15 protein-coding genes and 1 pseudogene are annotated in these 20,525 nt (G+C 63.0%); 5 read left to right on the plus strand and 11 right to left on the minus strand.

Annotated features, from left to right (window positions below; all coding sequences use genetic code 11):
• Positions 1 to 162: 162 nt before the first annotated feature.
• From VG320_RS15790 to VG320_RS15805, 4 genes are all read right to left on the minus strand, one after another.
• The gene (locus tag VG320_RS15790; protein ID WP_327201028.1) at positions 163 to 2,712 is read right to left on the minus strand and encodes an EAL domain-containing protein; all 2,550 of its coding nucleotides are present in this window, start codon (positions 2,710 to 2,712) and stop codon (positions 163 to 165) included.
• A 191-nt stretch (positions 2,713 to 2,903) separates the two neighbouring features.
• The gene (locus VG320_RS15795) at positions 2,904 to 4,742 is read right to left on the minus strand and encodes a hypothetical protein (RefSeq protein ID WP_327201029.1); all 1,839 of its coding nucleotides are present in this window, start codon (positions 4,740 to 4,742) and stop codon (positions 2,904 to 2,906) included.
• Between the two features lie 546 nt (positions 4,743 to 5,288).
• Positions 5,289 to 6,236 (minus strand): DMT family transporter, encoded by a 948-nt coding sequence (locus VG320_RS15800; protein ID WP_327201031.1) that lies wholly within the window; start codon positions 6,234 to 6,236, stop codon positions 5,289 to 5,291.
• 824 nt (positions 6,237 to 7,060) lie between these two features.
• The gene (locus tag VG320_RS15805) at positions 7,061 to 8,206 is read right to left on the minus strand and encodes an MBL fold metallo-hydrolase (RefSeq protein WP_327201032.1); all 1,146 of its coding nucleotides are present in this window, start codon (positions 8,204 to 8,206) and stop codon (positions 7,061 to 7,063) included.
• A gap of 505 nt (positions 8,207 to 8,711) precedes the next feature.
• On the opposite strand from VG320_RS15805, the gene VG320_RS15810 reads away from it, so the two are divergent.
• Complete coding sequence (locus VG320_RS15810; protein ID WP_327201033.1) at positions 8,712 to 8,978, plus strand: hypothetical protein; 267 nt, start codon at positions 8,712 to 8,714, stop codon at positions 8,976 to 8,978.
• 102 nt (positions 8,979 to 9,080) lie between these two features.
• Here the strand turns inward: VG320_RS15810 and VG320_RS15815 are convergent, their stop codons facing one another.
• Both VG320_RS15815 and VG320_RS15820 read right to left on the minus strand, forming a co-directional pair.
• Positions 9,081 to 9,560 carry a MerR family transcriptional regulator gene (locus VG320_RS15815; protein ID WP_327201034.1) on the minus strand — a complete coding sequence of 160 codons (480 nt, stop codon included), beginning with the start codon at positions 9,558 to 9,560 and terminating at the stop codon, positions 9,081 to 9,083.
• Positions 9,561 to 9,616: 56 nt separating this feature from the next.
• Positions 9,617 to 10,516, minus strand: coding sequence for an acetoacetate decarboxylase (locus VG320_RS15820; RefSeq protein ID WP_327201043.1), 900 nt, complete (start codon positions 10,514 to 10,516; stop codon positions 9,617 to 9,619).
• Positions 10,517 to 10,665: 149 nt separating this feature from the next.
• Between VG320_RS15820 and VG320_RS15825 the strand changes: the two genes are divergently transcribed.
• Positions 10,666 to 11,919, plus strand: a complete 1,254-nt coding sequence (locus VG320_RS15825) for an NADH:flavin oxidoreductase/NADH oxidase family protein (RefSeq protein ID WP_327201035.1) — start codon at positions 10,666 to 10,668, stop codon at positions 11,917 to 11,919.
• On the opposite strand, the gene VG320_RS15830 is transcribed toward VG320_RS15825, so the two are convergent.
• The 5 genes from VG320_RS15830 to aldA form a co-directional block, all read right to left on the minus strand.
• Positions 11,902 to 12,678 carry an IclR family transcriptional regulator gene (locus VG320_RS15830; RefSeq protein ID WP_327201036.1) on the minus strand — a complete coding sequence of 259 codons (777 nt, stop codon included), beginning with the start codon at positions 12,676 to 12,678 and terminating at the stop codon, positions 11,902 to 11,904. The genes VG320_RS15825 and VG320_RS15830 overlap by 18 nt on opposite strands.
• Before the next feature lie 51 nt (positions 12,679 to 12,729).
• Positions 12,730 to 14,343, minus strand: coding sequence for a GMC family oxidoreductase (locus tag VG320_RS15835; RefSeq protein WP_327201037.1), 1,614 nt, complete (start codon positions 14,341 to 14,343; stop codon positions 12,730 to 12,732).
• Between the two features lie 7 nt (positions 14,344 to 14,350).
• Positions 14,351 to 15,598: a mandelate racemase/muconate lactonizing enzyme family protein gene (locus tag VG320_RS15840; RefSeq protein WP_327201038.1), complete on the minus strand. Its 1,248-nt coding sequence runs from the start codon at positions 15,596 to 15,598 to the stop codon at positions 14,351 to 14,353.
• Between the two features lie 44 nt (positions 15,599 to 15,642).
• Positions 15,643 to 16,941, minus strand: a complete 1,299-nt coding sequence (locus VG320_RS15845) for an MFS transporter (protein WP_327201039.1) — start codon at positions 16,939 to 16,941, stop codon at positions 15,643 to 15,645.
• Between the two features lie 118 nt (positions 16,942 to 17,059).
• Positions 17,060 to 18,484, minus strand: a complete 1,425-nt coding sequence (aldA, locus tag VG320_RS15850; protein WP_327201040.1) for an aldehyde dehydrogenase — start codon at positions 18,482 to 18,484, stop codon at positions 17,060 to 17,062.
• 387 nt (positions 18,485 to 18,871) lie between these two features.
• Here aldA and VG320_RS15855 point away from each other — a divergent pair, with 387 nt between their 5' ends.
• From VG320_RS15855 to VG320_RS15865, 3 genes and pseudogenes are all read left to right on the plus strand, one after another.
• Positions 18,872 to 19,159 carry a hypothetical protein gene (locus VG320_RS15855; RefSeq protein WP_327201041.1) on the plus strand — a complete coding sequence of 96 codons (288 nt, stop codon included), beginning with the start codon at positions 18,872 to 18,874 and terminating at the stop codon, positions 19,157 to 19,159.
• 1 nt (position 19,160) lies between these two features.
• Positions 19,161 to 20,213 (plus strand): multidrug transporter subunit MdtN, encoded by a 1,053-nt coding sequence (mdtN, locus tag VG320_RS15860; RefSeq protein ID WP_327201042.1) that lies wholly within the window; start codon positions 19,161 to 19,163, stop codon positions 20,211 to 20,213.
• A pseudogene (locus VG320_RS15865) lies at positions 20,194 to 20,525 on the plus strand (hypothetical protein); the annotation flags it as partial. The gene mdtN and the pseudogene VG320_RS15865, both read left to right, overlap by 20 nt.

Genomic DNA, 20,525 nt, shown 5'->3' on the forward strand with positions numbered 1-20,525 from the left:
GCGGCCGACAGTTGCGGCAAGACCGCTTCGGCGAATTTGCTCATCACGACCACGCTCGCGCCGAAACGCGAAATGGCCTTACCGTGCGAGCTGACCAGCGCCGTCATCGAGCGCAGCAGCATCTCATCGTGAGTGGTCACGTCACTCTCCAGATCAACAGGATTACGAAACATTAGTCATTTCAGTCGGATCACAGGCGGCCTCGAATGCAGGCATCGCGCGCGGCATGGTCACGGCGGGAACTGGCCGCGCGAGCAAAAAACCCTGGGCACGGTCGCAGCCTATCTCGCGCAGAAACTGGAATTGCTGCGGTGTTTCCACGCCTTCGGCCACCACCGACACGCCCAGCGACTTCGCCATCGCCACGATCGCGCGCACGATCGAACCGTCGCCGCTTGCGGCGTCGCCAATCTGCGCCAGAAAGGAGCGATCGACTTTGAGCGTGTCCACCGGCAATTTCTGCAGATAGCGGAACGACGAATAGCCGGTACCAAAATCGTCGATCGCGAGGCTGATGCCGCGCGCCGCCAGTTCCTGCAATAACGCCTCGATGCCGCCATTGGTCGAGGTCATAGCCATGCTCTCGACCAGTTCGAGTTGCAGGCGGCTTGCGGGCAGGCCGGTTTCGGCAAGAATGGTGGCCAGCTGCGGCAGAAAGCCGTCGTGCAGGCATTGGCGCGCGGAGAGATTCACGCAGATGCGCCCAAAATCGAAGCCTTCGTCGAGCCACGCGCGCGCCTGACGGCACGCCTCGCGCAGCACCCACGCGCCAATCGGCACGATCAATGCGGACTCCTCCGCAATCGGTATGAACTGATCGGGCGGCACGAGCCCGCGCTGCGGATGCTGCCAGCGCACCAGCGCCTCGACGTTCGAAAACCGTCCGGTTTTCACATCGAATTCGGGCTGGTAATGCAGCAACAATTCATTCGCGGCGATCGCGCGATGCAATTGCGTTTCCAGTTGAATGCGCTCCATCGCACACGACGTCATCGGCGCGGCGAAGAACTGGAAGTTGTTCTTGCCCGCGTCCTTGGCCTCGTACATCGCGCGATCGGCCTGCATCAGCAGTTGCTTCGCGCTCTGCGCGTCGTCGGGGAACATGCTGATGCCAATGCTCGGCGTGACGAAAAGCGTTTGCTCGGCGGCGCGGATCGGCGCGGCCACGGTCGTCAACAGCGTCTCTGCGATGCGGCCGACGTGGCGGATATCGTCGATATCCTCGATGAGCAGCGTGAATTCGTCGCCACCGAGGCGCGCGACCGTGTCGGTCTCGCGCACGGCATCGCGCAGGCGCCGCGCGATCACCGTGAGCGCTTCGTCGCCGACGCTGTGGCCCATCGTGTCGTTGATGAGCTTGAAGCGGTCGAGGTCGAGAAACATCACCGCCACGCGCTTGCCCGAGCGGCGCGCGCGAGCGAGCGACAGCGCAATCCGCTCGGTAAACAAGGTGCGATTGGCGAGGCCCGTGAGCGCGTCGTGGGTGGCGAGATAGCTCAGGCGCTCTTCGGCCTCGCGGCGCTGGGTGATGTCCGCGAAGATCGCGGCGTAGTGCGTGCAACGGCCATGCGCGTCGCGGATACTGGAAATCGTGAGGTATTCGAGGAAAAGCGTGCCGTCCTTGCGGCGGTTCCAGATTTCGCCTTTCCAGTGGCCCGTGGCTTCGATGCTTTGCCAGAGCGCGGCGTAGAACGCGGCGCCCTGACGGCCCGAGTTCAGCAGGCGCGCGTTGCGGCCTACCGCTTCATGTTCCGCGTAGCCCGTAAGGCGCGTGAAGGCCGGATTGATGCGCTCGATGTTGCCGCGCAGATCGGTGATCATCACGCCGTCGAGCGTCGATTCCACCACCTGATCGGCCAGACGCAGACTCGCGCGGGAAGCCAGCAAGGCGTCGTCGCGCTCGCGCAGCGCGTCCTGTAACTCGCGCACGTATTCGTGTTCGAGGTCGCGCAGGATATCGGCGAAACCCAGCAGGCCGGTGAGTTCGCCCGTCTCGCTCAGGACGCCGACGTGACGCATGCGATGCTCGATCAGATACTGGCGCGCCGAATACAGACTGCGCGAATGCGCCAGCGAGCGCAGCGGGCGGCTTGCGTAGCGGCCCACGTCCACGCTGGCCTCGTCCAGTGCGCCTTGCGCAACGGCGCGCACGACGTCGCGTTCGGTCAGAATGCCCAGGCCGCCGTGCGCGTCGCGCACGACGATCGCACTCAGGCGGCGCTCGCGCATTTGCGCCATCGCGGCGGCAAACGGCGTATCGGCATCGACGCAGTGGGGGCGCGGTGGCTTCGCGCAGGCCAGCGTGCGCAGGCGCAGAAAGCACTCGGGACCCTGGCTGATGACGAGATCGGTCTGTGTAACGAGGCCGAGCGCCTGGCCCGCGTCATCGACGGCGAGGCAATGGCGGATGCCTTCGCGCGCGAACATCGCGGCGGCCTCGCGTGCGCATGTGTGCGCGGGCAACGCGCGCACCGGCTGGCTCATCGCGGTGGCGATCGGCTGGGTGACGGTGGCGGTTTCGGCGCTCAGCGCCAGTGCGTCGCGCTCGGTCCAGATGCCGACAGGCCGTCCGGCCTCGGTGACGACGATCGCACTATAGCGATGCTCGGCCATCAGGCGTGCGGCCTCGCGGATCGTCACGTCGGGACCGCAGGCGAGCAGCGGCCCGGAAAGAAGGCGCCCGATTTCGACGTCCAGCGTGTGGTGTTGCATGTCGCGCCCCGTACCGCGTGTGTTTGTCTTTTTGAGATGCGGTGAACTTAGCAGGCGGAGGGCGCCGATTGGATGATCTAGATCAAGGTTGTGGGGAATGGGGATGTGAATGAAATAGCCGGACCGCAAGCGAAGATGTGCCTGCGGTCCGGCTCGACGTTACTCGACGCTAGAAGTTGCGTGGAGTCGGGTCAGTGCTTGTGCGAGCCAGGCGTGGACGAGGACGCGCCGCCGCCCAGGCTGCCCAGACCACCCGTGAGGCCGCCAAGCAGGCTCGTGACGGGCGAGAGCAGCGAGGCGGCGCCACTGCCGCCTGCACTGCCTGCGCTGCCGCTGCCTGAGTTGCCGCTGCCTGAGTTGCCGCCTGCGCTCGTAGCGCCGCCGAGTGCGCCCGTCAACGTGCTGACGATGTTCGTCAACGGCGCCGCGGGGTTGGATGCCGAAGTCGACGAGCCACCGCTCTTGTTGCCGCCGCCATGGCCAGACGACCCGCTTGACGAAGCCCCGCCAGCCACGCCGCCCAGTACGCCGGTCAGGCCGCCAAGCAGGTTGGTCGGCGACGAACTGGCGTTGCTGCCGCTGCTGCCGCTCGAGGAGCCGCCGCTGCTTACTGGCACGACGGACGTTCCGCCGAGCAAGGCCGTCACCGGCGCGAGCAGGCCGCCCGAGCTGTGTCCACCCGAGCCGCCCGAAGCGCCTGACGATCCCGCCGGCGAGCCATTGGCGACGCCGTTGCCATTGCCGCTGCCGCTGTTGTTGCCGATCGTGATCGGCACAATCGGAACGCTCACGGCGCCAACGTTGACGATGAGGTTCGCGATCGGGCTCAACAGGCCGCTGCTGCTCTGGTTGCCATTGCCGGAGCCGCCGACGCCCGTCGTGCTGCCGGGGGTGCCGCCTGTGTGGCTGCCGGTGCCTCCGGTGCCGCCGGTGCCTCCGTGGCCACCGTTGCCTGAACCGCCGCTGCCACCCATGCCGCCTGAGCCACCGCTCCCGCCGGCGTTGCCACCACCCCAGCCACCATGGCCACCATCGCCCGAACCGCCGTTTCCGCCTGAGCCACCCGAGCCACCGGAACCGCCGGAGCCACCCGAGCCACCCGAGCCGCCGGAACCGCCGGAACCGCCCGAGCCACTATGCCCACCGTCGCCGGAACCACCGCCGCTCCACCCTCCGTGGCCACCATCGCCCGAACCACCACTGCCGCCCGAGCCGCCCGAGCCACCCGAGCCGCCGCTTCCGCCTGAGCCACTGTGTCCACCATCGCCGGAGCCACCGCCGCCGGAACCACCACTGCCACCTGAGCCGCCTGACCCACCCGAACCACCTGAACCACCCGAACCGCCTGTTCCGCCGCTTCCGCCTGAACCACTGTGTCCACCGTCGCCGGAGCCACCGCCGCCCCAACCTCCATGACCACCATCGCCGGAACCACCACTGCCGCCCGATCCACCTGAACCGCCCGATCCGCCTGAGCCGCCTGAGCCGCCTGAGCCGCCGTGCCCACCGTCGCCGGAGCCGCCACCGCCGCCCCAACCTCCATGACCACCATCGCCGGAACCACCACTGCCACCCGAGCCACCCGAGCCACCCGACCCGCCCGAACCGCCCGAACCGCCCGATCCACCATGGCCACCATCACCGGAACCACCGCTGCCACCCGATCCGCCCAACCCACCACCACCTGCGCCATTCCCCCAACCACCGTGGCCGCTATCACCTGAGCCGCCATCGCCACCACCATATCCGCCATCCCCAGAACCGCCCGAGCCAGAACCGCCCGCCCCCGGCGACCCCGAACTCGCACCCGATCCACCCGCATATCCCCACCCGCTCGAACTGCCTGGAATCGTGCCTTCCGCCCAGGCATAGCCCGGCCCGGAGCCGCCCGCGATCGGCCAGCCGCCGCTTTGAATCGTCGAACTCGTCGGCGCCGTCGATGTGGCGTCGCCGGCCTGCGCCGTAGCCGCAAGCGACCACCAAAGGAGAGCGCTCGCCGATGCAACAAGAGTGTGTTTGAAGGGAGCCATGATTAGTCCTTTCGCGATGAAATCGCGACCTGATTGGTCAAAGGTGTAATCAGTGCCCCCGGAAAACCGCTGATTGGTCTTGCTCTATACGGTTGCTGGATCGCCGATATCGCGTGGTCGCGCGTCGCCTTTATCTGTTTGCCGGGCGGGACGTGATAGCGCCGCGCTCGAATGTGGCTGAATCGGTCGGCCCTGAATTGCAAGTTCTGCGCCAATAAAAAAAGCGCAAATCGAAATTCGATTTGCGCTTCTGGCTATTCTGGAAAGGTATGAAAGAAAGGGTTTTAGGCCTTACTGGTTAAAGCGATTCGAACTGCGCCTAAGAAACCGAACGGTTGGATCCGACGCTTGCGCCCAACGTGCGTTACGCAACACACGTTACGTTTTGGGCCCCTGTAGCACGTAACCTCACGATTACATTTCGTATGTTTCGGTATGCGAAGATAATTCAGAAAAACGCGCGACTCGTCATATCAATCAAACCGTTTCATAACCTCTATCGCGTTTCGCAGCACTTCGATCAGCCATTAAAAGATCCGAAAGCGCTTAAACACCCGCGCCGCCTTGCGCACGCGTCCCCCGCATGAAAATCCGCCGCACCACCGCCTGCCCGTTGACGATCAACAAGCCCGCCAGCACCAGCGCGGAACCGGCCAGAAACGCCGCATCGACACGTTCATGCAGCAACACCACGCCCAGCGCCACGCCAAACAGCGGCGTCATGAACGACAGCACGCCCAGACGCGCGGCATAGTAGCGTCGCAGCATCCAGAACCAGACCAGATAGCTCGCGAAGGTGACCACCACCGTCTGAAAACCCAGACTCGCCAGCGCAAACGGCGTGAGGTGAAATGCGGTCTGCCCGGTGACGAAGGCAACCGGCAACAGCAGCACAAAAGCGCACGCAAGCTGGCAAAAGAGCGTCTGCGTGGCGGGCGCATCGCTCAGGCGCGTGGTACGCACCGCCACCGTGGTCATTCCCCACGCCGCGCCGCCGCACAGCCCCATGAAATCGCCGAGCATCCAGTCGGGGCCGGGCACCGCGCCGCTGCCCATGAGAGCCGGACCGAGAAAAGCAATCGCGATCCCGAGGAACGCCAGCCCGATACCGCCCCACTGGATGCCGCCCAGACGCTCGTCAGGCAGTTTCAGATGCAGGCCGATGGCGGCAAACATCGGCGCCGTATAGAGCAGCACAGCAATGTGCGAAGCGCTGGTCCAGCGCAGCCCCTCGGCGACGAACAGGAATTCCAGCGCGAACAGCGCGCCCACCACCAGCCCGGAGCGCAGCGCGATCCCAGGCAGCCAGCGCTCGCGCAGCACCAGACGGTTGACCAGCCAGACCAGCGCCGCCGCGCCGCCCGAGCGCAAGGCGACCTGCAGCATCGGCGTGACGTCGCCGGCCACGGCCTTGATCGCCACCTGCTGCGTCGCCCACATCAAACACAGCGTCACCATGATGGCGACTGCCGCACCGTCCACATGCTTTCTCATTGCCCGTCTCGCCGACATTATTTTCTGATCGCCGTAGTATGGGTTCGGCGGATTCGAGTCATATAGCGCAAAACTGACAACCGATAGCGACGGACCGCCAGCCACGCATCCCTGAAGCAGCCAAGGGTTGCACGACTGGCGGTCCGTTTAATCCGGCGCGGCTGTTTGGCCGGTCGGCCGGATCAGGATCGAAGCGTCTCCCGCTCCAGAATGGACAATGAGAATTACTCTCATTGCATAGGGCCGACACGGAAGCAAAGCGAATTATTTTTTGAAAGCGATATGTCGTCCGCCGTCAGGGTGTTGCATGGATGACACGCGTGCCCTGTGGCCCCGCTTCGATTTCGACGAAAAACGGCAATTTTTGCCTGAAGCGGCGAATTTTGAGACGCTCGGTCAATCGTCTGCGGAAAAAACGGCTATGTTGGCGTGCGCCCGCGGTTTGCAAAACGCCGGGCGCAAAGACGGGGGACACTCCGGCGCGCGCGGTCAGCCACAGGCGGACCCACGTGCAAACAGCCCGCCACAAGCGGCCGGCGGCGCAGGCTCACAGGGGAGCCGCGCGGCAGGCACCGGCGGGCTGTCGCAAAGACATGCCCGGTGCAGCGGCTACGCGTCACGACAATGCCACCGAGGGCCACAGCTGGCGGCCGGCTCACGAATCTGCGCTTTGCAGCGCGGTTCGGCGGGTTGGACCGACCGGCGCATACGTGCCCGCTGCACTGCGCCTGAATTGCCATGCGTGGAGCCGGTGTGGATTGGGCGCGCGCGCCGGAGTGTCCCCTAAATGCTGGCGAACATGGCGACTCGCGTCGCCGCTGGCATCACGGCCTTGCGCTGCCCGCTTCCCGACACCATCCTCCCCGCCGACGCCCGCCCTTAGGCACATCCGGCAGATTCGCCGCTTGCTCCTCGACGGTCTCGCGCCACCAGCGTTCACCGCGCTGCGGCGCGGCCAGATCGAGCCGCTCACCCATACGCGGCGTCGCCAGCGCCACGCCGCGCGCCGCCGCCAGCCCCATCACGCGCTCGAACGGCTCCTGCCAGCGGTGCAAGGCGAGATCGAAGGTGCCGTTATGGATCGGCACCATCCAGCGTCCACGCACATCGAGATGCGCCTGCACCGTCTCTTCGGGTTGCATGTGTACATACGGCCATTGCGGGTCGTAGGCGCCCGTCTCCATCAGCGTCACATCGAACGGCCCCAGACGCTCGCCAATCATGCTGAAATGTTCCGAATAGCCCGTATCGCCGCTGAAAAAGACGCGCAGGTCATCATCGGCGATCGCCCACGACGCCCAGAGCGTGCTGTTGCCGTCAAACAGACTGCGCCCCGAAAAGTGTTGCGCGGGCGCCGCCGTCAACGTGACGCCGCCAATCTGGGCGCTCTCCCACCAGTCGAGCTGGCGCACTTTCTTCGCGTCGATGCCCCATTCGATCAACCGGTCGCCCACGCCAAGCGGCGTAAGAAAAACGCCCGTAGTCGCCGCAAGCGCCAGCACGGTCTCACGATCCAGATGGTCGTAGTGATCGTGCGAGAGGATCACGCCGCGCAGCGGCGGCAGGTCCGCGAGGGCGATCGGCGGCGCGTGAAAACGCTTCGGCCCGAGCCGCTTGAAGGGCGAGGCACGCTCGCCGAACACCGGGTCGGTGAGCCAGAACTCGCCGCGCAGTTTGAGCAGCAGCGTGGAGTGGCCGAGGCGGTAAAGGCTGCGATCGGGTGCAGCGTCCAGATCCGCGCGGCTTAGCGCGGCAATGGGCAAGGCGCTCGTGGGCACGGTCCCGCGCGGCTTGCGGAACAGCACATTCCAGATGATGCCGAGGCTCTTCACCAGACCTTCCTGCGGACGCGGCTGCACATTGCGATAGCGCTCGCCGTCGTGTTGCGGCGAACCGCCCGACAAGGCGCGCGAGCGACGCGCGGCAGTAAAACCAAGCGTGCGGCCGAGGAAATCAGGGATCGATGCCATGAGAGCGCCTTCGAGGGAAAAGTAGACTGTTGAGTGTAGTTTATCCTGAAAAAAAGTAAACTGCGGGGTGTAAATAATGATTTCGTCGGGTGAAATGTCCGCTTGCGTACATAGATCCCGCCGCGTCACGCTCGTCGAGTTGCGTACATCGCGCTGCAACGCGTTGCAGCGCGATTTGGCCGGCAACCCATATCCACATCCATGTAGTACGTATTCCGAAACATTTGATCTTCCAAAAGCCACCAACGCTGGCAGCATGCAATTCCTCCACGCATGGTGCAGCAGCAATCGCCCCTGCATTCCACGGTGGATTATTAATTCGCATACCTGAATTTCAATAAAGAAGGGACGGACTTTAATATTCAATTGCGCACCGCGTCATTCAACCTGAACTTGCTGCATCGCCGCACATTTAGTTAGGCATCCGTCAGGGAATTCACTGAGTATTCGCACCGTAGCGGGTGTGCGACTCTATGTCTCAGTGCCATTCCCTATGGAGCCAGGCATGCAATCAGAAAAGCTCAAGAATGCAAAGGTCGCCGTTTTCCTGAATCGGTCGGCGTTGTGTCTGCTGCTGTTGCCGGTTGCGTGCCTCTGTTGGGCGCTCAATGCGTACTCAATACAGAACGCCTTCCTCCTCTCCTTCGTCCTCGCGACATACTCCTGGCCATTTGCTGGGGTGTTGTACATCGTGTCGGCGGCGTTTCACGTCCGCACGCGCGATCAACGCCCGGAGCACGATGCCGGACTGCGTGAGGCTCACGGCCACTAAGCCCTGCATCGTCTCTCTGGACGGTTCGCGGCGGTGGTCGAATGAGTCGATGTTCGCAAACCAGGCCTTGTTGGATAGCCTGGTTTTTGCGAACGCTTTCGACTAATCGTGCTTGACTGTACGGCGCTTTGCCTTGCGCAGCGTCGTGACGTCCGCGGGTACGAGCGTCGGCGCTTTCACCTGCCCCGCCCGTATACGCGACATCACGCGCTTTGCATTGGCATTGCAGTCCATGTCAGCGGGCTTCGCGTCGATCTCCGCGAGCAATGCGACGAGATGAGCCTTGCTTTGCGCAAGCCGCATTTGCATCGCCTCGATTTCCTGCACCTTGGCGCGTAGCGTCTCGATCAAGGTGCCGTGTTGCCATTGCGCCATGTCGAGCGGCAACAAGGTGCGGATTTCGTCGAGACTGAAACCGGCCTGCTGTGCCGCTGCGATCAGTTCGAGCACCAGCACGGCCTCGGGTGCATAGCTGCGGTAACCGTTTGGCTCGCGCCCGGCTTTCAGCAAGCCGATGTCTTCGTAGAAGCGAATGCGCGACGCGGCCAACCCCGTACGCTGTGCCAGTTCCCCAATTTTCATGTTCCCGCCTCCGCCCCCGCGAATCGTGTCACACATGATGATGGCACATTGAATGCTTAAATGAAGCCCTGAAGCGGCGTGGGTAAATTCAGCACAATCTGTGCGTCCTTGACCACATCCAGCCGAACAATCTTCTTCGCGCCCAAGCCATCAAGCAACTGGCTTAGCGGGCCATCATTGCGCCGCAACGTCACATTGCGCGGGAAAAGGCGCTGCGCGAACGATAACGTATTGGTCTGCACCGTCGCCTGATGCCATTGTCCGTCGATGCGGTTAATCATCGTGGTCGTACCCATCTGCGACTGAGGCGCGGCTTCCTGCAACGCCGGTAGCGGCGCGTTCAAGGTCAAATCGGGTGCGCCATTCGGGCCGCCAATCTGCGCCCGCACATCGGTGCCGATGTTAATGTCGATATTCGCGCGCCACTTCGGCAATTGATAACCGTATACGCCACGCACGCGCGCGATCTCCGTGCTGACGGGCAGCGCGAGCACATGCGCGAAGAAATGCCGGCGCCGCATGGCATTGCGCAACTCCAGCGCATGCGAACCGTTCACGCCGGGCCGACGGATCACGACAGCAACGGAGACTTCGTCATAGGGATCGTTATCGCACACCGCATAGGAAAAGAAGGTGAGCGCCACCAGCCCAAAACCAGGGAACGCGCGCAGCGGTTCGAGCGGCATCGGCAACATCGCCCGCAGTCGTGACAACGGCGCGAGAAACAGGAACTGAATCTGGCTGGTGCGATAGTAAAAGTTCGGCGCCCACGTCGGGCCGATTCGCGACGCCATGATCTGCTTCGGAATCCTGCGAAACCAGTCGATATTGCCCGCCGCCGGATCGCGGGCCACTTCATCCAGATCCGGGTTCATCCGGAAGCGATCGTAGTAGCCGCCCGCGGGCACTTCGACCTGGTGCGGCCCGAATTCGACCTGTGCAATCAGCCTGTCCATCTTCGTCTCTCCCCTCTCGATAGATGGGCGCCACTCTAAGCTTAAAGTCAACTTTAAGGTCAAGCGCTCAAACCCGCCCCGAAAGAAGCTATTGACATTAAAGTTACCTTTAACCTTAAAGTCGGAACACGATCAAACGAGGTGAACTCATGAACGTGTTCGACAAGCTGGCATTACCCAACGGTTCAACCATTCAGAACCGCATTGCCAAAGCCGCCATGGAAGAAAACATGGCCGACGCCAACCACGCGCCTTCGGCGCAACTCATGCGTCTTTACCAGGCGTGGGCCGATGGCGGTTCCGGCCTGCTGATTACCGGCAACGTGATGGTCGACAGCCGCGCGATGACGGGACCGGGCGGCGTGGTGCTCGAAAATGACAAGCATCTCGAAGCATTCAGGAAGTGGGCGCGCATCGGCCGCTCGAAAGGCGCGCAATTCTGGCTGCAGATCAACCATCCGGGGCGCCAGATGCGGGCGAATCTAGGCCAGCCAACATGGGCGCCTTCCGCTGTGCCGCTGTCGCTGGGCAAGATGTCGAAGCATTTCAACACCCCTCAGGCGATGACCGACGAAGTCATCGACGACGTGATCCAGCGCTTCGCGCGCACGGCACGCCTGGGCGAACGGGCCGGTTTTACAGGCGTCGAAATTCACGCGGCGCACGGCTATCTGCTCAGCCAGTTTCTTTCGCCGCTCACCAACCAGCGGACCGACCAATGGGGCGGCTCGCTGGAGAATCGTGCTCGCCTGCTGCTGGAGATCGTCAAGGCGGTTCGCGCCGTCGTGTCGCCAGCCTTTGCCGTCGCCGTCAAGCTGAATTCCGCCGATTTCCAGCGCGGCGGCTTCAGTGCCGACGACGCCCGCCAGGTGGTCAAGTTGCTCAACGCATTGGCCGTCGATCTGGTCGAATTGTCCGGCGGCAGCTATGAAGCCCCGGCGATGCAAGGCGAAGCGCGCGATGGCCGCACCCTCGCCCGCGAGGCTTATTTCGCGGAATTCGCACGTGACATCCGTGCGATCGCAACAATGCCCGTGATGGTCACCGGAGGCATTCGCCGCCAGGCCGTCGCCGATCAGGTGGTCGCGAGCGGTGTGGATATGGTGGGCATCGGCACGGCGCTCGCCATCGATCCGGATCTGCCGCGCGACTGGCGTGCCGGCAAGGACAACGCGCCGACGCTGTCGCCCATCACCTGGAAAAACAAGCCGCTGGCCTCGCTCGCCAATATGGCTGCCGTGAAGTTTCAGTTGCGCAGATTGAGCCTTGGAAAAGCCACCAATCCCAAGGTCTCGCCATTGCGCGCGCTGATTCTGCAACAGTTTGGCGAGGCGGCGCGCACTCGCGCATACCGGCGCTGGATCAGCGCCACGTCGTCACCCGCCTTATCCCAGCCGCGATGAAAGCTGCCACGTCGCCTGAATCAAGGGCGTTGCATAAGGCCGCACATCCGGTTGCGCCGTGAACGTGATGCCCATGGCGGCCAGCGGTTCGCCGCGCCGGTTCAACACCGGCGCGGCGAGGCTGCAGACGTTCTGCAACGTGTCCGAGCGCATCAACGCGTAGCCGACGCGTTTGATGTCGGCGAGTTCATGCAGCCAGTGCTCAGCGCTAACGTGCGTATCGCGCGTCGGCACGTTCGCGGCCGAAATGAACGCTGTCCAGTAGTGCATCTGTACGCTCGTGGGCAACATGCTCATCATCGCTTTGCCGGCGGCGCTGCAATGCATACTCTGCGACCGGCCAACATGCGCGCCGTAGGTGTCGGCAAATGGCCACGCCACGTGCGCGACGACCAGAGCATGCGAACCGGCCGCCACGCTCAGGTTGATACCCTGATGCAATTCGTTCTTCAGCACGTCAGCGATAGGGTGGAATAGCGGCACGATCGGCTGCTGGAGGTAGGCGGCGGACGCCATCTCGAACAGCCTCGCGCCCGCACAATACGCCTTCCTGCGTTGCAGATCGCGCATGACCAGGCCGCGGCGCAGCAGGACGCCAATCATGCGATGACAACTCGCAACAGGCAGGCGAACGCGCTCCGCGATTTCGGAAAGCGTCAGCGGCCAGGTCGACTGGACCAGGACTTCGAGTATGTCGAAAGCCCCGTCGATGGCAGGCGCCCTGGAACGGGTTTCAGGCAGGCAATCGGGGGCATTCATGGATCGAACCTAGTCTCTTCATCGATTCATTGACGTTTTCGCTGCGCAGATTTATTCAGCGGCGCTCTGGAGTATCGCGTGCGCCGCCTTTTCCGCAACCATCATGGTGGGCGCGTTGATATTGCCGGAGGTGATGTTCGGGAACACCGACGCATCCACCACCCGCAGCCCCCTTATGCCATGAACCCTCAGATCGCTGTCCACCACCGCGCGTTGCAAATCGCTGCCCATCGCGCACGAGCCGCACAGGTGGTAAATCGATCCGCTCTGCTCGCGAAAGAACTTCAGCATGCTGTCGTCGTCGGTGACGCTTGCGGCCGGACGAATTTCCTCGGCCGTGATCGTTTTGAGCCACGACGTACCGGAGAGTTCACGCACGAGCCGGCTGCCCGCGACGGCCTCCAGACGGTCATGCGCGGTCGATAGATAGTTGGGATCGATGCGCGGTGCGACGCGCACATCGGAGCTGGTTAGCGTGACGGTGCCACGGCTGGTCGGCCTGCATGGCGCGAAAAATATCGTATAGCCCGAATACGGCTCGACTCGCGGCATGCCGCCCGATTCCGGCAACACGTACGAGAGCGGATTGAAGTACAACTGAATGTTTGGCGACGCCTGCGCGTCACTGGTACGCAGGAACCCGCCTGCCTTCACAGTCGTGGCGAACACGCCTTTGCGCCGCACGAGATACTGAAGCATGGCCCGCGCCTGCTGCGGGAGCGTGCGTACCTGGTCGTTCACGGTGGGACGGTTCGCGCGAAAGTAGTACGACGCGCACAGATGATCCTGCAAATTCCGGCCGACAGCGGGCAGATGATTGACGACCGCGATTCCGTGTTCCTGCAACAATCCAGCGTCCCCGATCCCCGAGAGCTGCAGCAGCTTGGGCGTTTCCACCGCCCCCGCCGAGAGAACGACCTCGCGCCGCGCCGTGAAATTCTGACGATGGCCATTGACCCGCACGCTCACGCCCTTGGCAGTCTTTTCCGATCCGAACAGAACGCGCTCGACAAGCGCTTCGGTAAGGACCGTCACGTTCGCGCGCGTCATCGCGGGGTGCAAATAGGCCGTGCACGATGAGTCGCGCTGTCCGTTTCGCGTGTTGATGTCGTACACGCCGTAGCCTTCCAGTTGGGCACCGTTGAAGTCGGGATTCGCAGGATGGCCGAGCGCCGCGCACGCCTGGAAAAAAGCTTCACTGACCGGATGGACCGGATCGCGCGTGATGCGAATACGCCCGCTGCTGCTGTGCCATTCCGTATCGCCCAATGGATGCGATTCGAGCTTTTTGAACCACGGTAGCACGTCGTCCCAGCCCCAGCCGGGATTGCCCTGGGCCGCCCAGTCGTCGAAATCGGCGCGCTGGCCACGCACATAGATCATCGCGTTGATCGCACCCGATCCACCCAGTACCTTGCCGCGCGGCGTATAAACCTTCTGCCCGGCGAGTTCCTTCTGCCCGATCGTCTCGTAACGCCAGTTATATTTCGGATGATAGAAGAGCTTCGCGAAGCCTAGCGGCATACGCAGCCAGATCGAGCGGTCGGCGCTTCCGGCCTCCAGGAGCAGAACACTGAATTTGCCCGATTCGCTCAGCCGCTGCGCGAGGATGCAGCCGGCCGAGCCCGCTCCCACGATGATGTAATCGAAAGTCGCTGCGTCCATCGCCATGCTATTCCTTGTCGACGGCATAGCGCGCCTTCCAGCTTGCGGAAGGACCGGCTACATCGAAGGGTTCTGTGGATACCGTGAGATGCAGACGCTTCTCCGTATAAGGCATGTGGGCATTGACGACATCCATATCCAGTTCAACTCCCAGGCCTGGTTCCGTGGGTGGAATGATGTAACCGTCCTCCCAGACAATCGGCTTCTTGAGGATCTGCGCGTGGAATCCTTCCCAGCGCATGATGCTTTCCTGAATCAGGAAATTGGGCGAAGCCACCCCTAGCTGGATGCTCGCCGCGGCGCCCACCGGGCCGTTGTAGAGATGCGGAGCGATCTGCGCGTAGTACACCTCCGCCATACTCGCGATTTTCTTCGCTTCGAGAATGCCGCCTACGCGCCCCAGGTTCATCTGCAGGATCGAGGCGGCGTTGTTGCGCAGCACGTCGAAGAATTCGTATTTCGTGGTGAGCCGCTCGCCGGTCGCGACGGGAATGCTGGTCTTCTGCGCGACGCGCCCCATGGCTTCCGACTGGCCTGGCGGCACGGGTTCCTCGAACCAGAGCGGATCGAATGGCTCGATGTAGCGCGCGAGCCGTACCGCAGCCGAAGGGGTCATCTGACCGTGCGTGCCGAAGATCAGATCGCACTTTGTACCGACGGCTTCGCGCAGTCGCCGGCAGAACGTCGCGGACAGTTCCAGCAGTTCCAGACTCAACTGATGCCCGCAGTAAGCCGTATAAGGCCCTGCCGGATCGAACTTGATCGCTGTGAAGCCCTGCTTCACATACTCCTCGGCGCATTGCACGGAGAGTTCGACGTCGTCGTAATCGTGGCTGTATTCGCCATTTGGCAGCTTTGGATAGAGGTAGGTATACGAACGCAGCCGATGGTTCACCTTGCCGCCGATCAATTCATAGACCGGCTGGTTCGCCGCCTTGCCGATGATGTCCCAGCAAGCCATCTCCAGACCGCTCACTATGCCCATCATCGAGACGTCGGGGCGCTGCGTAAAGCCGCTCGAATAGGCTTCGCGATAGAAGCGCTCGATATGGTGAGGATCGTGACTTTCCAGGTAGCGCTGATACACGTCGCCGATCGCGGCTTCCATCACATTGGGGTGAAAGCTCGCAGCGTAGACTTCGCCGATACCTTCAATTCCACACGCGGTCTTCAGCTTCACGAAGATCCAATAACGCCCGCCGATATACGGCGGCGGCACGGCGACAACATAAGTTTCGAGTGAGGTGATTTTCATGAACGGGTCTCAGAGGAGTGGTGTCGTTTGGTGCGCGTCAGGCTTCAATGGCCAGGAAACCGGTAATGCGCGGTGCGCTTCTTGAAGACAAACACCAGCCCGCTGCCGATCAGACAACACGCGCCGATGTAGACGAAATAGAGTTGCGTGCCCAGCACGCCGGGAAAGCGATGCGAAATGGCGGAACTGATCATCGGCAGGAACACGTCCGGCGAGAGGCCAATCATCGAGATGATCCCGATAGCCAGCCCCGTCACGCGCGCCGGTACGTGACAGCGATCGATAATCGCCCAGTAAAGGCCATGCACCGAATACGTCATCAGGCCAAGCACGACGATGCTCACGACAAGCAACCACAGCGGCACGGAACCCGGCACCAGCACGAATAACATCCACGCCACGGCGGCCACGAGCATGCCTACGCCCAGCACATTCACGTTGGAGAAGCGGTCGCCGAGAAAGCCGCCGCCGATCGCCCCGACCGGACGCATCCAGAGCTTGATCACCGTGAGTTCGCCCGCAAGCACCGCCGAGGCCGAAAAGTGTTCCTGGATATAGCTCGAAAAAGAAAACGTCGCCCACAGCAACTGGTAGCCCGCCAGCACGATCAGGCTGATGAGCCAGATTTCGGGGATACGCATCAGCATGAAAAAATCGCCGATGGCCGAGCCGCGCTGCGCGACCTCCTGAACGGACGTTCGCTTGCGATCGTTCGGCAGGATCAGGCCCGCGAGCACACCAATGCCGAGACACGTATAGGCGTACAAATGAATCACCGGACGCAGCGCGACCTGCGGAGCGTCGCTTGCGTAGTGCGCGAAGATCGCCACGGCGATCGAGGCAAGCACGGCTTCGGTGAGGCCGCGGCCGCCGTCGAGGACGCCGAAGAATCGGCCCTGCTCGCGCTCCGTAGCGAGCAGCTTGACCGCGCGCAGGATCGCCGACCAGAACGTGAGACCGCCGGCGACGCCCCAGCCCAGAAAAATCCAGCGCAGCATCGAAGGCTCGGGATAAGTCGCGAACCACAGACCCAGCAGGCCGACCACGCCGAGCGAAAACACCACCAGCCAGCGCGAGCTCATGCGATCGGCGAGCCAGCCACTCGGTATATAGGTAATCACGTAGACGATACCGAGCAGCGAATACAGTTCGCCCAGTTGGTCGGGCGTAATCTGGAAAGCCTTGAGAAGCGTGACTTCAAAATTCTGCCGCAGATAAAGCAGTGGATAGAGCGCGCCAGCCGACAGCGTCAGCACGCCCAGCTGAAAATAACGAAGCAATGCGGAACGCGCGCCGGAATCTTCTTCCAGACGCTGCTCCGGGGATTCGATGATTACCGTCATGATGTCTCCTTGATGGGCTGCTCAAACGTGTCCGCACTTCTATGTGTGCTTCGACATAAACTTTTCAGTTATCCGAACTATTTAGATGACTTGTCGCCGCTTTTTATCGGGCAGCGATTCAGTACGGCACGACCACGAGGCGCGTCTGCGTGAAAGCCAGCATGCCGTGCATGCCGTCGTCGCCGCCAATGCCTGAGCGCTTCCAGCCGGCGTGATGACCTTGATACGGATCGTCGGGAACGCGGTTCACGTAGCACTCGCCCGCCTCGATTTCATTGGCCACCCGCATGATCGTGCGGTGGTTCTCGCTGTAGATCATCGAGGCCAGCCCGAACTGATGGTCATTGGCCATCTCCAGCGCTTCATCGAGGTTTTCATAAGTGACGACGCCCAGCACCGGCCCGAACGTTTCCTCCTGGATGATTTCCATGTCCTGGCGGCAACCCGTGAGCAGTGTTGGCGGATAGAAGAAGCCTTTACCGGCCGGAATTTCTCCGCCACATTCGAGCACCGCGCCGTCGTCGATCGCCCGCTCCACCATCTGGTGGATGTGCAGTCGCGCGTTGGCGTGGATCAGCGGTCCCATCCAGTCGTGGTTGACGCTACGATCGCCCCACTGGCGCTCGCGCATGCGGTTACGCAGCAGCCCGATGAAGCGGGAAGCGATTTCCTCGTGTACGTAGACCCGCTCGACCGAGGTGCAAAGCTGCCCGCAGTTCAGCGTTCCGGAGCGCACGATATCGGCGGCGGCCTGTTCGAGATTGGCGTCCGGTTCGATGATCGCGGGCGTCTTGCCGCCCAGTTCCAGCGACACCTTCGCGATATTGACCTGCGAGTATTCGAGCACCTTGCGCCCTGCCCCCACGCTGCCCGTCAGGGTAATCATGCCGACCGCCGGATGCGTGCAGATCTGTTCGGCCACGACATGGTTCATCGCCATGATGCTGATGACGCCGGCCGGTACATTGGCGTCCTGCACAGCCCGCGCGATTTCAAGCGCGGAGCACGGCGTATAGCTGCTCGGACGCACGACCACGGTGTTGCCGGTTATCAGCGCGGGGGCGAGCTTGCGCATCAGCGTGTAGACGGGCGAGTTAAAGGGAATCAGACAGACCACGACACCGATAGGCTCGCGAAACAGCATCAGATTCTCACCCGCGTTGTCGCTCGGGATGAGTTCGCCGGTGATACGCCGCGCCCACTCGGCGTGATAGCGCGTGACTTCGGCGGCATAGAGCACTTCGTTGCGCGCGTGCTGAGGGCTTTTGCCGGATTCGAGCGCCAGCGCCTGTCCGATGTTGTCGGCGCGGGCAACCAGCGCGTCAGCCAGGCGGTGGAGCACGCGTGCGCGCTCGATGGCGGGGAGGCGTCGCCAGCTTTTCTGGGCGCTCGACGCAGACTCGACCGCCAGCCTGGCATCGTCGCGGCTGACGCTGTCGGCCGTGGCGATGATATGGCCGGTGGCCGGATTGCAGACTTCGATCGCCGATGCGCGCATCGGCTCGATGAAATGGTTATCCGCGAAATTTGGGTAGTGGCGCACGTTGACGTCCTTGTTTGTTTAGGTGGCCAGAATGGCTGTGTTTCGCGACTATAGAAGCGCGCTTCAACAAGGGTCAATGGAATTTCATCTACCCAAATTTTTTCCCATATATGGAAAAATCCACGTGATTTGAAGCGTGCGAAACGCTGGTAATCCGATCACACGCAAAGGTCGGCAGCACTTGCGGCTCGACCTCCCACGAGCCACTCCAGCCGGGCCGCGCCGCAATCCGCGCTATGATGAAGCGCCTCGCCGCTCAAGACAGCATGCCTAAGCGATCTGCAATAAGCGACCTGTAAGCCGCCTGCCCGCGTAAGGGGCGTGTCGGCCAATTGCAGGCAAGGGCAGACGAGTGGGAATCCAGTCATTGTTCCAGTCACGAAAGCGATGAAACAACGTACATGGCCCAGATCCGCTATCGCCTGTTTACTGCTGGCATCCGCGCCGCTTGCAGGTTGCGCCGCGCGCGGCGCACCATCCTTCGCGCTATTCGGCGCGTACTTCCCCTTCTGGCTAACCAGCAGCGTGGCCGGCGTGGTGGGCGCGCTGCTGGCGCATCGCGTCTTCGTCAAGACCGGCTGGGCCCGCGCGATTCCCTATCAGTTGTCCGTCTGCACAGCGATCGGCGTGGTCGTTGGGGTGCTCGTCTGGCTATTGGGAACGGGGGCGCTCTGAGATGAAAATGGCGGGCGCTCCTTCCTCACCGGCCTGGAAAGGCCGTGCGATTGCAGCCGTAATCGTCGTGCTCGGCGCGGCGGCGCTCTGGTATGCGTACGATCGCTCGACGCGCTACCCCTCGACCGACGACGCCAGCATCGACGCCGATGTCGTGCATGTCGCCTCTCCGGTGGGCGGGCGCATCGTGCGCGTGCCGGTCGAAGAGAACGCGCATGTCGCGAAGGGCGACGTGCTGTTCGAAATCGATCCCGTGCCCTACCGCCTGGCGGTCCAGCAGGCCCAGGCCGAAGTCGAGGTGGCGCGCGCGGCGCTGGCCACGCGCCGGCGCTCGGTGATCGGCGAAACGTCGAACGCGACGCTTGCCGCCGACCAGACCCGCCGCGCCACGCACAATTACGATCTCGCGACGCGCAGCGTCGAACGCTTGCGCCCGCTCGCGGCGCAGGGCTATGTGTCGGCGCAGCAGTTCGATCAGGCGGTGGTCGCGCAGCGCGACGCGGGCGTGTCGCTCGAACAGGCCAAAGTGCAGCAAAAATCGTCGTCGCAAACCATCGGCGACGACGCCGACGCGATCGCCTCCCTGCACGCGCGCGAGGCGGCGCTGGCGCGCGCCCAGCACGCGCTGGACGACACCATCGTGCGCGCGCCGTTCGAGGGCTACGTCACGGGGCTGTCGATTCTCGCGGGCGAAACCGTCGCGCCAAATCAATCCATTTTCACGCTGATCCACGCAGGCGAATGGTTCGCCGTGGCGAACTTTCGCGAAACGGCGCTGGGCGCAATCGAAGTAGGCGACTGCGCGACCGTGTATTCGATGATCGACCGAAAGCAGGCGATGAGCGGCAAGGTGATCGGCATCGGCGCGGGCATCGCCGACACCGATCGCGTCAACATTCCGCACAGCCTGCCCTATGTGCAGCAGTCGGTGAACTGGGTGCGGGTCTCGCAGCGCTTCCCGGTGCGCGTGCGCATCGAGACACCGCCCGCGAAGCTGGTGCGCATCGGCGCAAGCGCAATCGTCGAGGTGCGCCATGGCCAGTCCTGCCGTTGACGCTCGGGCCGACGCGGTCGGCGACATCGCCGGCGATGTCCGTGCGCCGCGCCCGCGCGAGATCATGCGGCTGCTCGCACCGTTTCCAGGGCGCGCGTCGATCGTCACGCGCATTGCGCTGATCTGCGCGCTCACGGTGCTCGTGACAAGTGCATACGGCACCCCCGAGGCCGCGACCTCGGCCTATATCGTGTTCTTCCTGAACCGGCCGGACCGCGTCACCAGCGTCGTCATGTCGTGTGCGCTGTTTCTGCTCGTCACCGCGATCATCGGCATCGTGATGATCTTCGCGATCTTCTCCATCGACGTGCC

This window comes from Paraburkholderia sp. (assembly GCF_035948235.1).
In the GTDB taxonomy this organism is placed as follows: Bacteria; Pseudomonadota; Gammaproteobacteria; order Burkholderiales; family Burkholderiaceae; genus Paraburkholderia.

What these genes read in the sequence shown, in the direction of transcription:
- VG320_RS15790 (WP_327201028.1), bottom strand. Translation starts at nt 2,712, where the DNA reads ATGCAACACCACACGCTGGACGTCGAAATCGGGCGCCTTCTTTCCGGG.
- VG320_RS15795 (WP_327201029.1), bottom strand. Translation starts at nt 4,742, where the DNA reads ATGGCTCCCTTCAAACACACTCTTGTTGCATCGGCGAGCGCTCTCCTT.
- VG320_RS15800 (WP_327201031.1), bottom strand. Translation starts at nt 6,236, where the DNA reads ATGAGAAAGCATGTGGACGGTGCGGCAGTCGCCATCATGGTGACGCTG.
- VG320_RS15805 (WP_327201032.1), bottom strand. Translation starts at nt 8,206, where the DNA reads ATGGCATCGATCCCTGATTTCCTCGGCCGCACGCTTGGTTTTACTGCC.
- VG320_RS15810 (WP_327201033.1), top strand. Translation starts at nt 8,712, where the DNA reads ATGCAATCAGAAAAGCTCAAGAATGCAAAGGTCGCCGTTTTCCTGAAT.
- VG320_RS15815 (WP_327201034.1), bottom strand. Translation starts at nt 9,560, where the DNA reads ATGAAAATTGGGGAACTGGCACAGCGTACGGGGTTGGCCGCGTCGCGC.
- VG320_RS15820 (WP_327201043.1), bottom strand. Translation starts at nt 10,516, where the DNA reads ATGGACAGGCTGATTGCACAGGTCGAATTCGGGCCGCACCAGGTCGAA.
- VG320_RS15825 (WP_327201035.1), top strand. Translation starts at nt 10,666, where the DNA reads ATGAACGTGTTCGACAAGCTGGCATTACCCAACGGTTCAACCATTCAG.
- VG320_RS15830 (WP_327201036.1), bottom strand. Translation starts at nt 12,678, where the DNA reads ATGAATGCCCCCGATTGCCTGCCTGAAACCCGTTCCAGGGCGCCTGCC.
- VG320_RS15835 (WP_327201037.1), bottom strand. Translation starts at nt 14,343, where the DNA reads ATGGACGCAGCGACTTTCGATTACATCATCGTGGGAGCGGGCTCGGCC.
- VG320_RS15840 (WP_327201038.1), bottom strand. Translation starts at nt 15,598, where the DNA reads ATGAAAATCACCTCACTCGAAACTTATGTTGTCGCCGTGCCGCCGCCG.
- VG320_RS15845 (WP_327201039.1), bottom strand. Translation starts at nt 16,941, where the DNA reads ATGACGGTAATCATCGAATCCCCGGAGCAGCGTCTGGAAGAAGATTCC.
- VG320_RS15855 (WP_327201041.1), top strand. Translation starts at nt 18,872, where the DNA reads ATGAAACAACGTACATGGCCCAGATCCGCTATCGCCTGTTTACTGCTG.
- mdtN (WP_327201042.1), top strand. Translation starts at nt 19,161, where the DNA reads ATGAAAATGGCGGGCGCTCCTTCCTCACCGGCCTGGAAAGGCCGTGCG.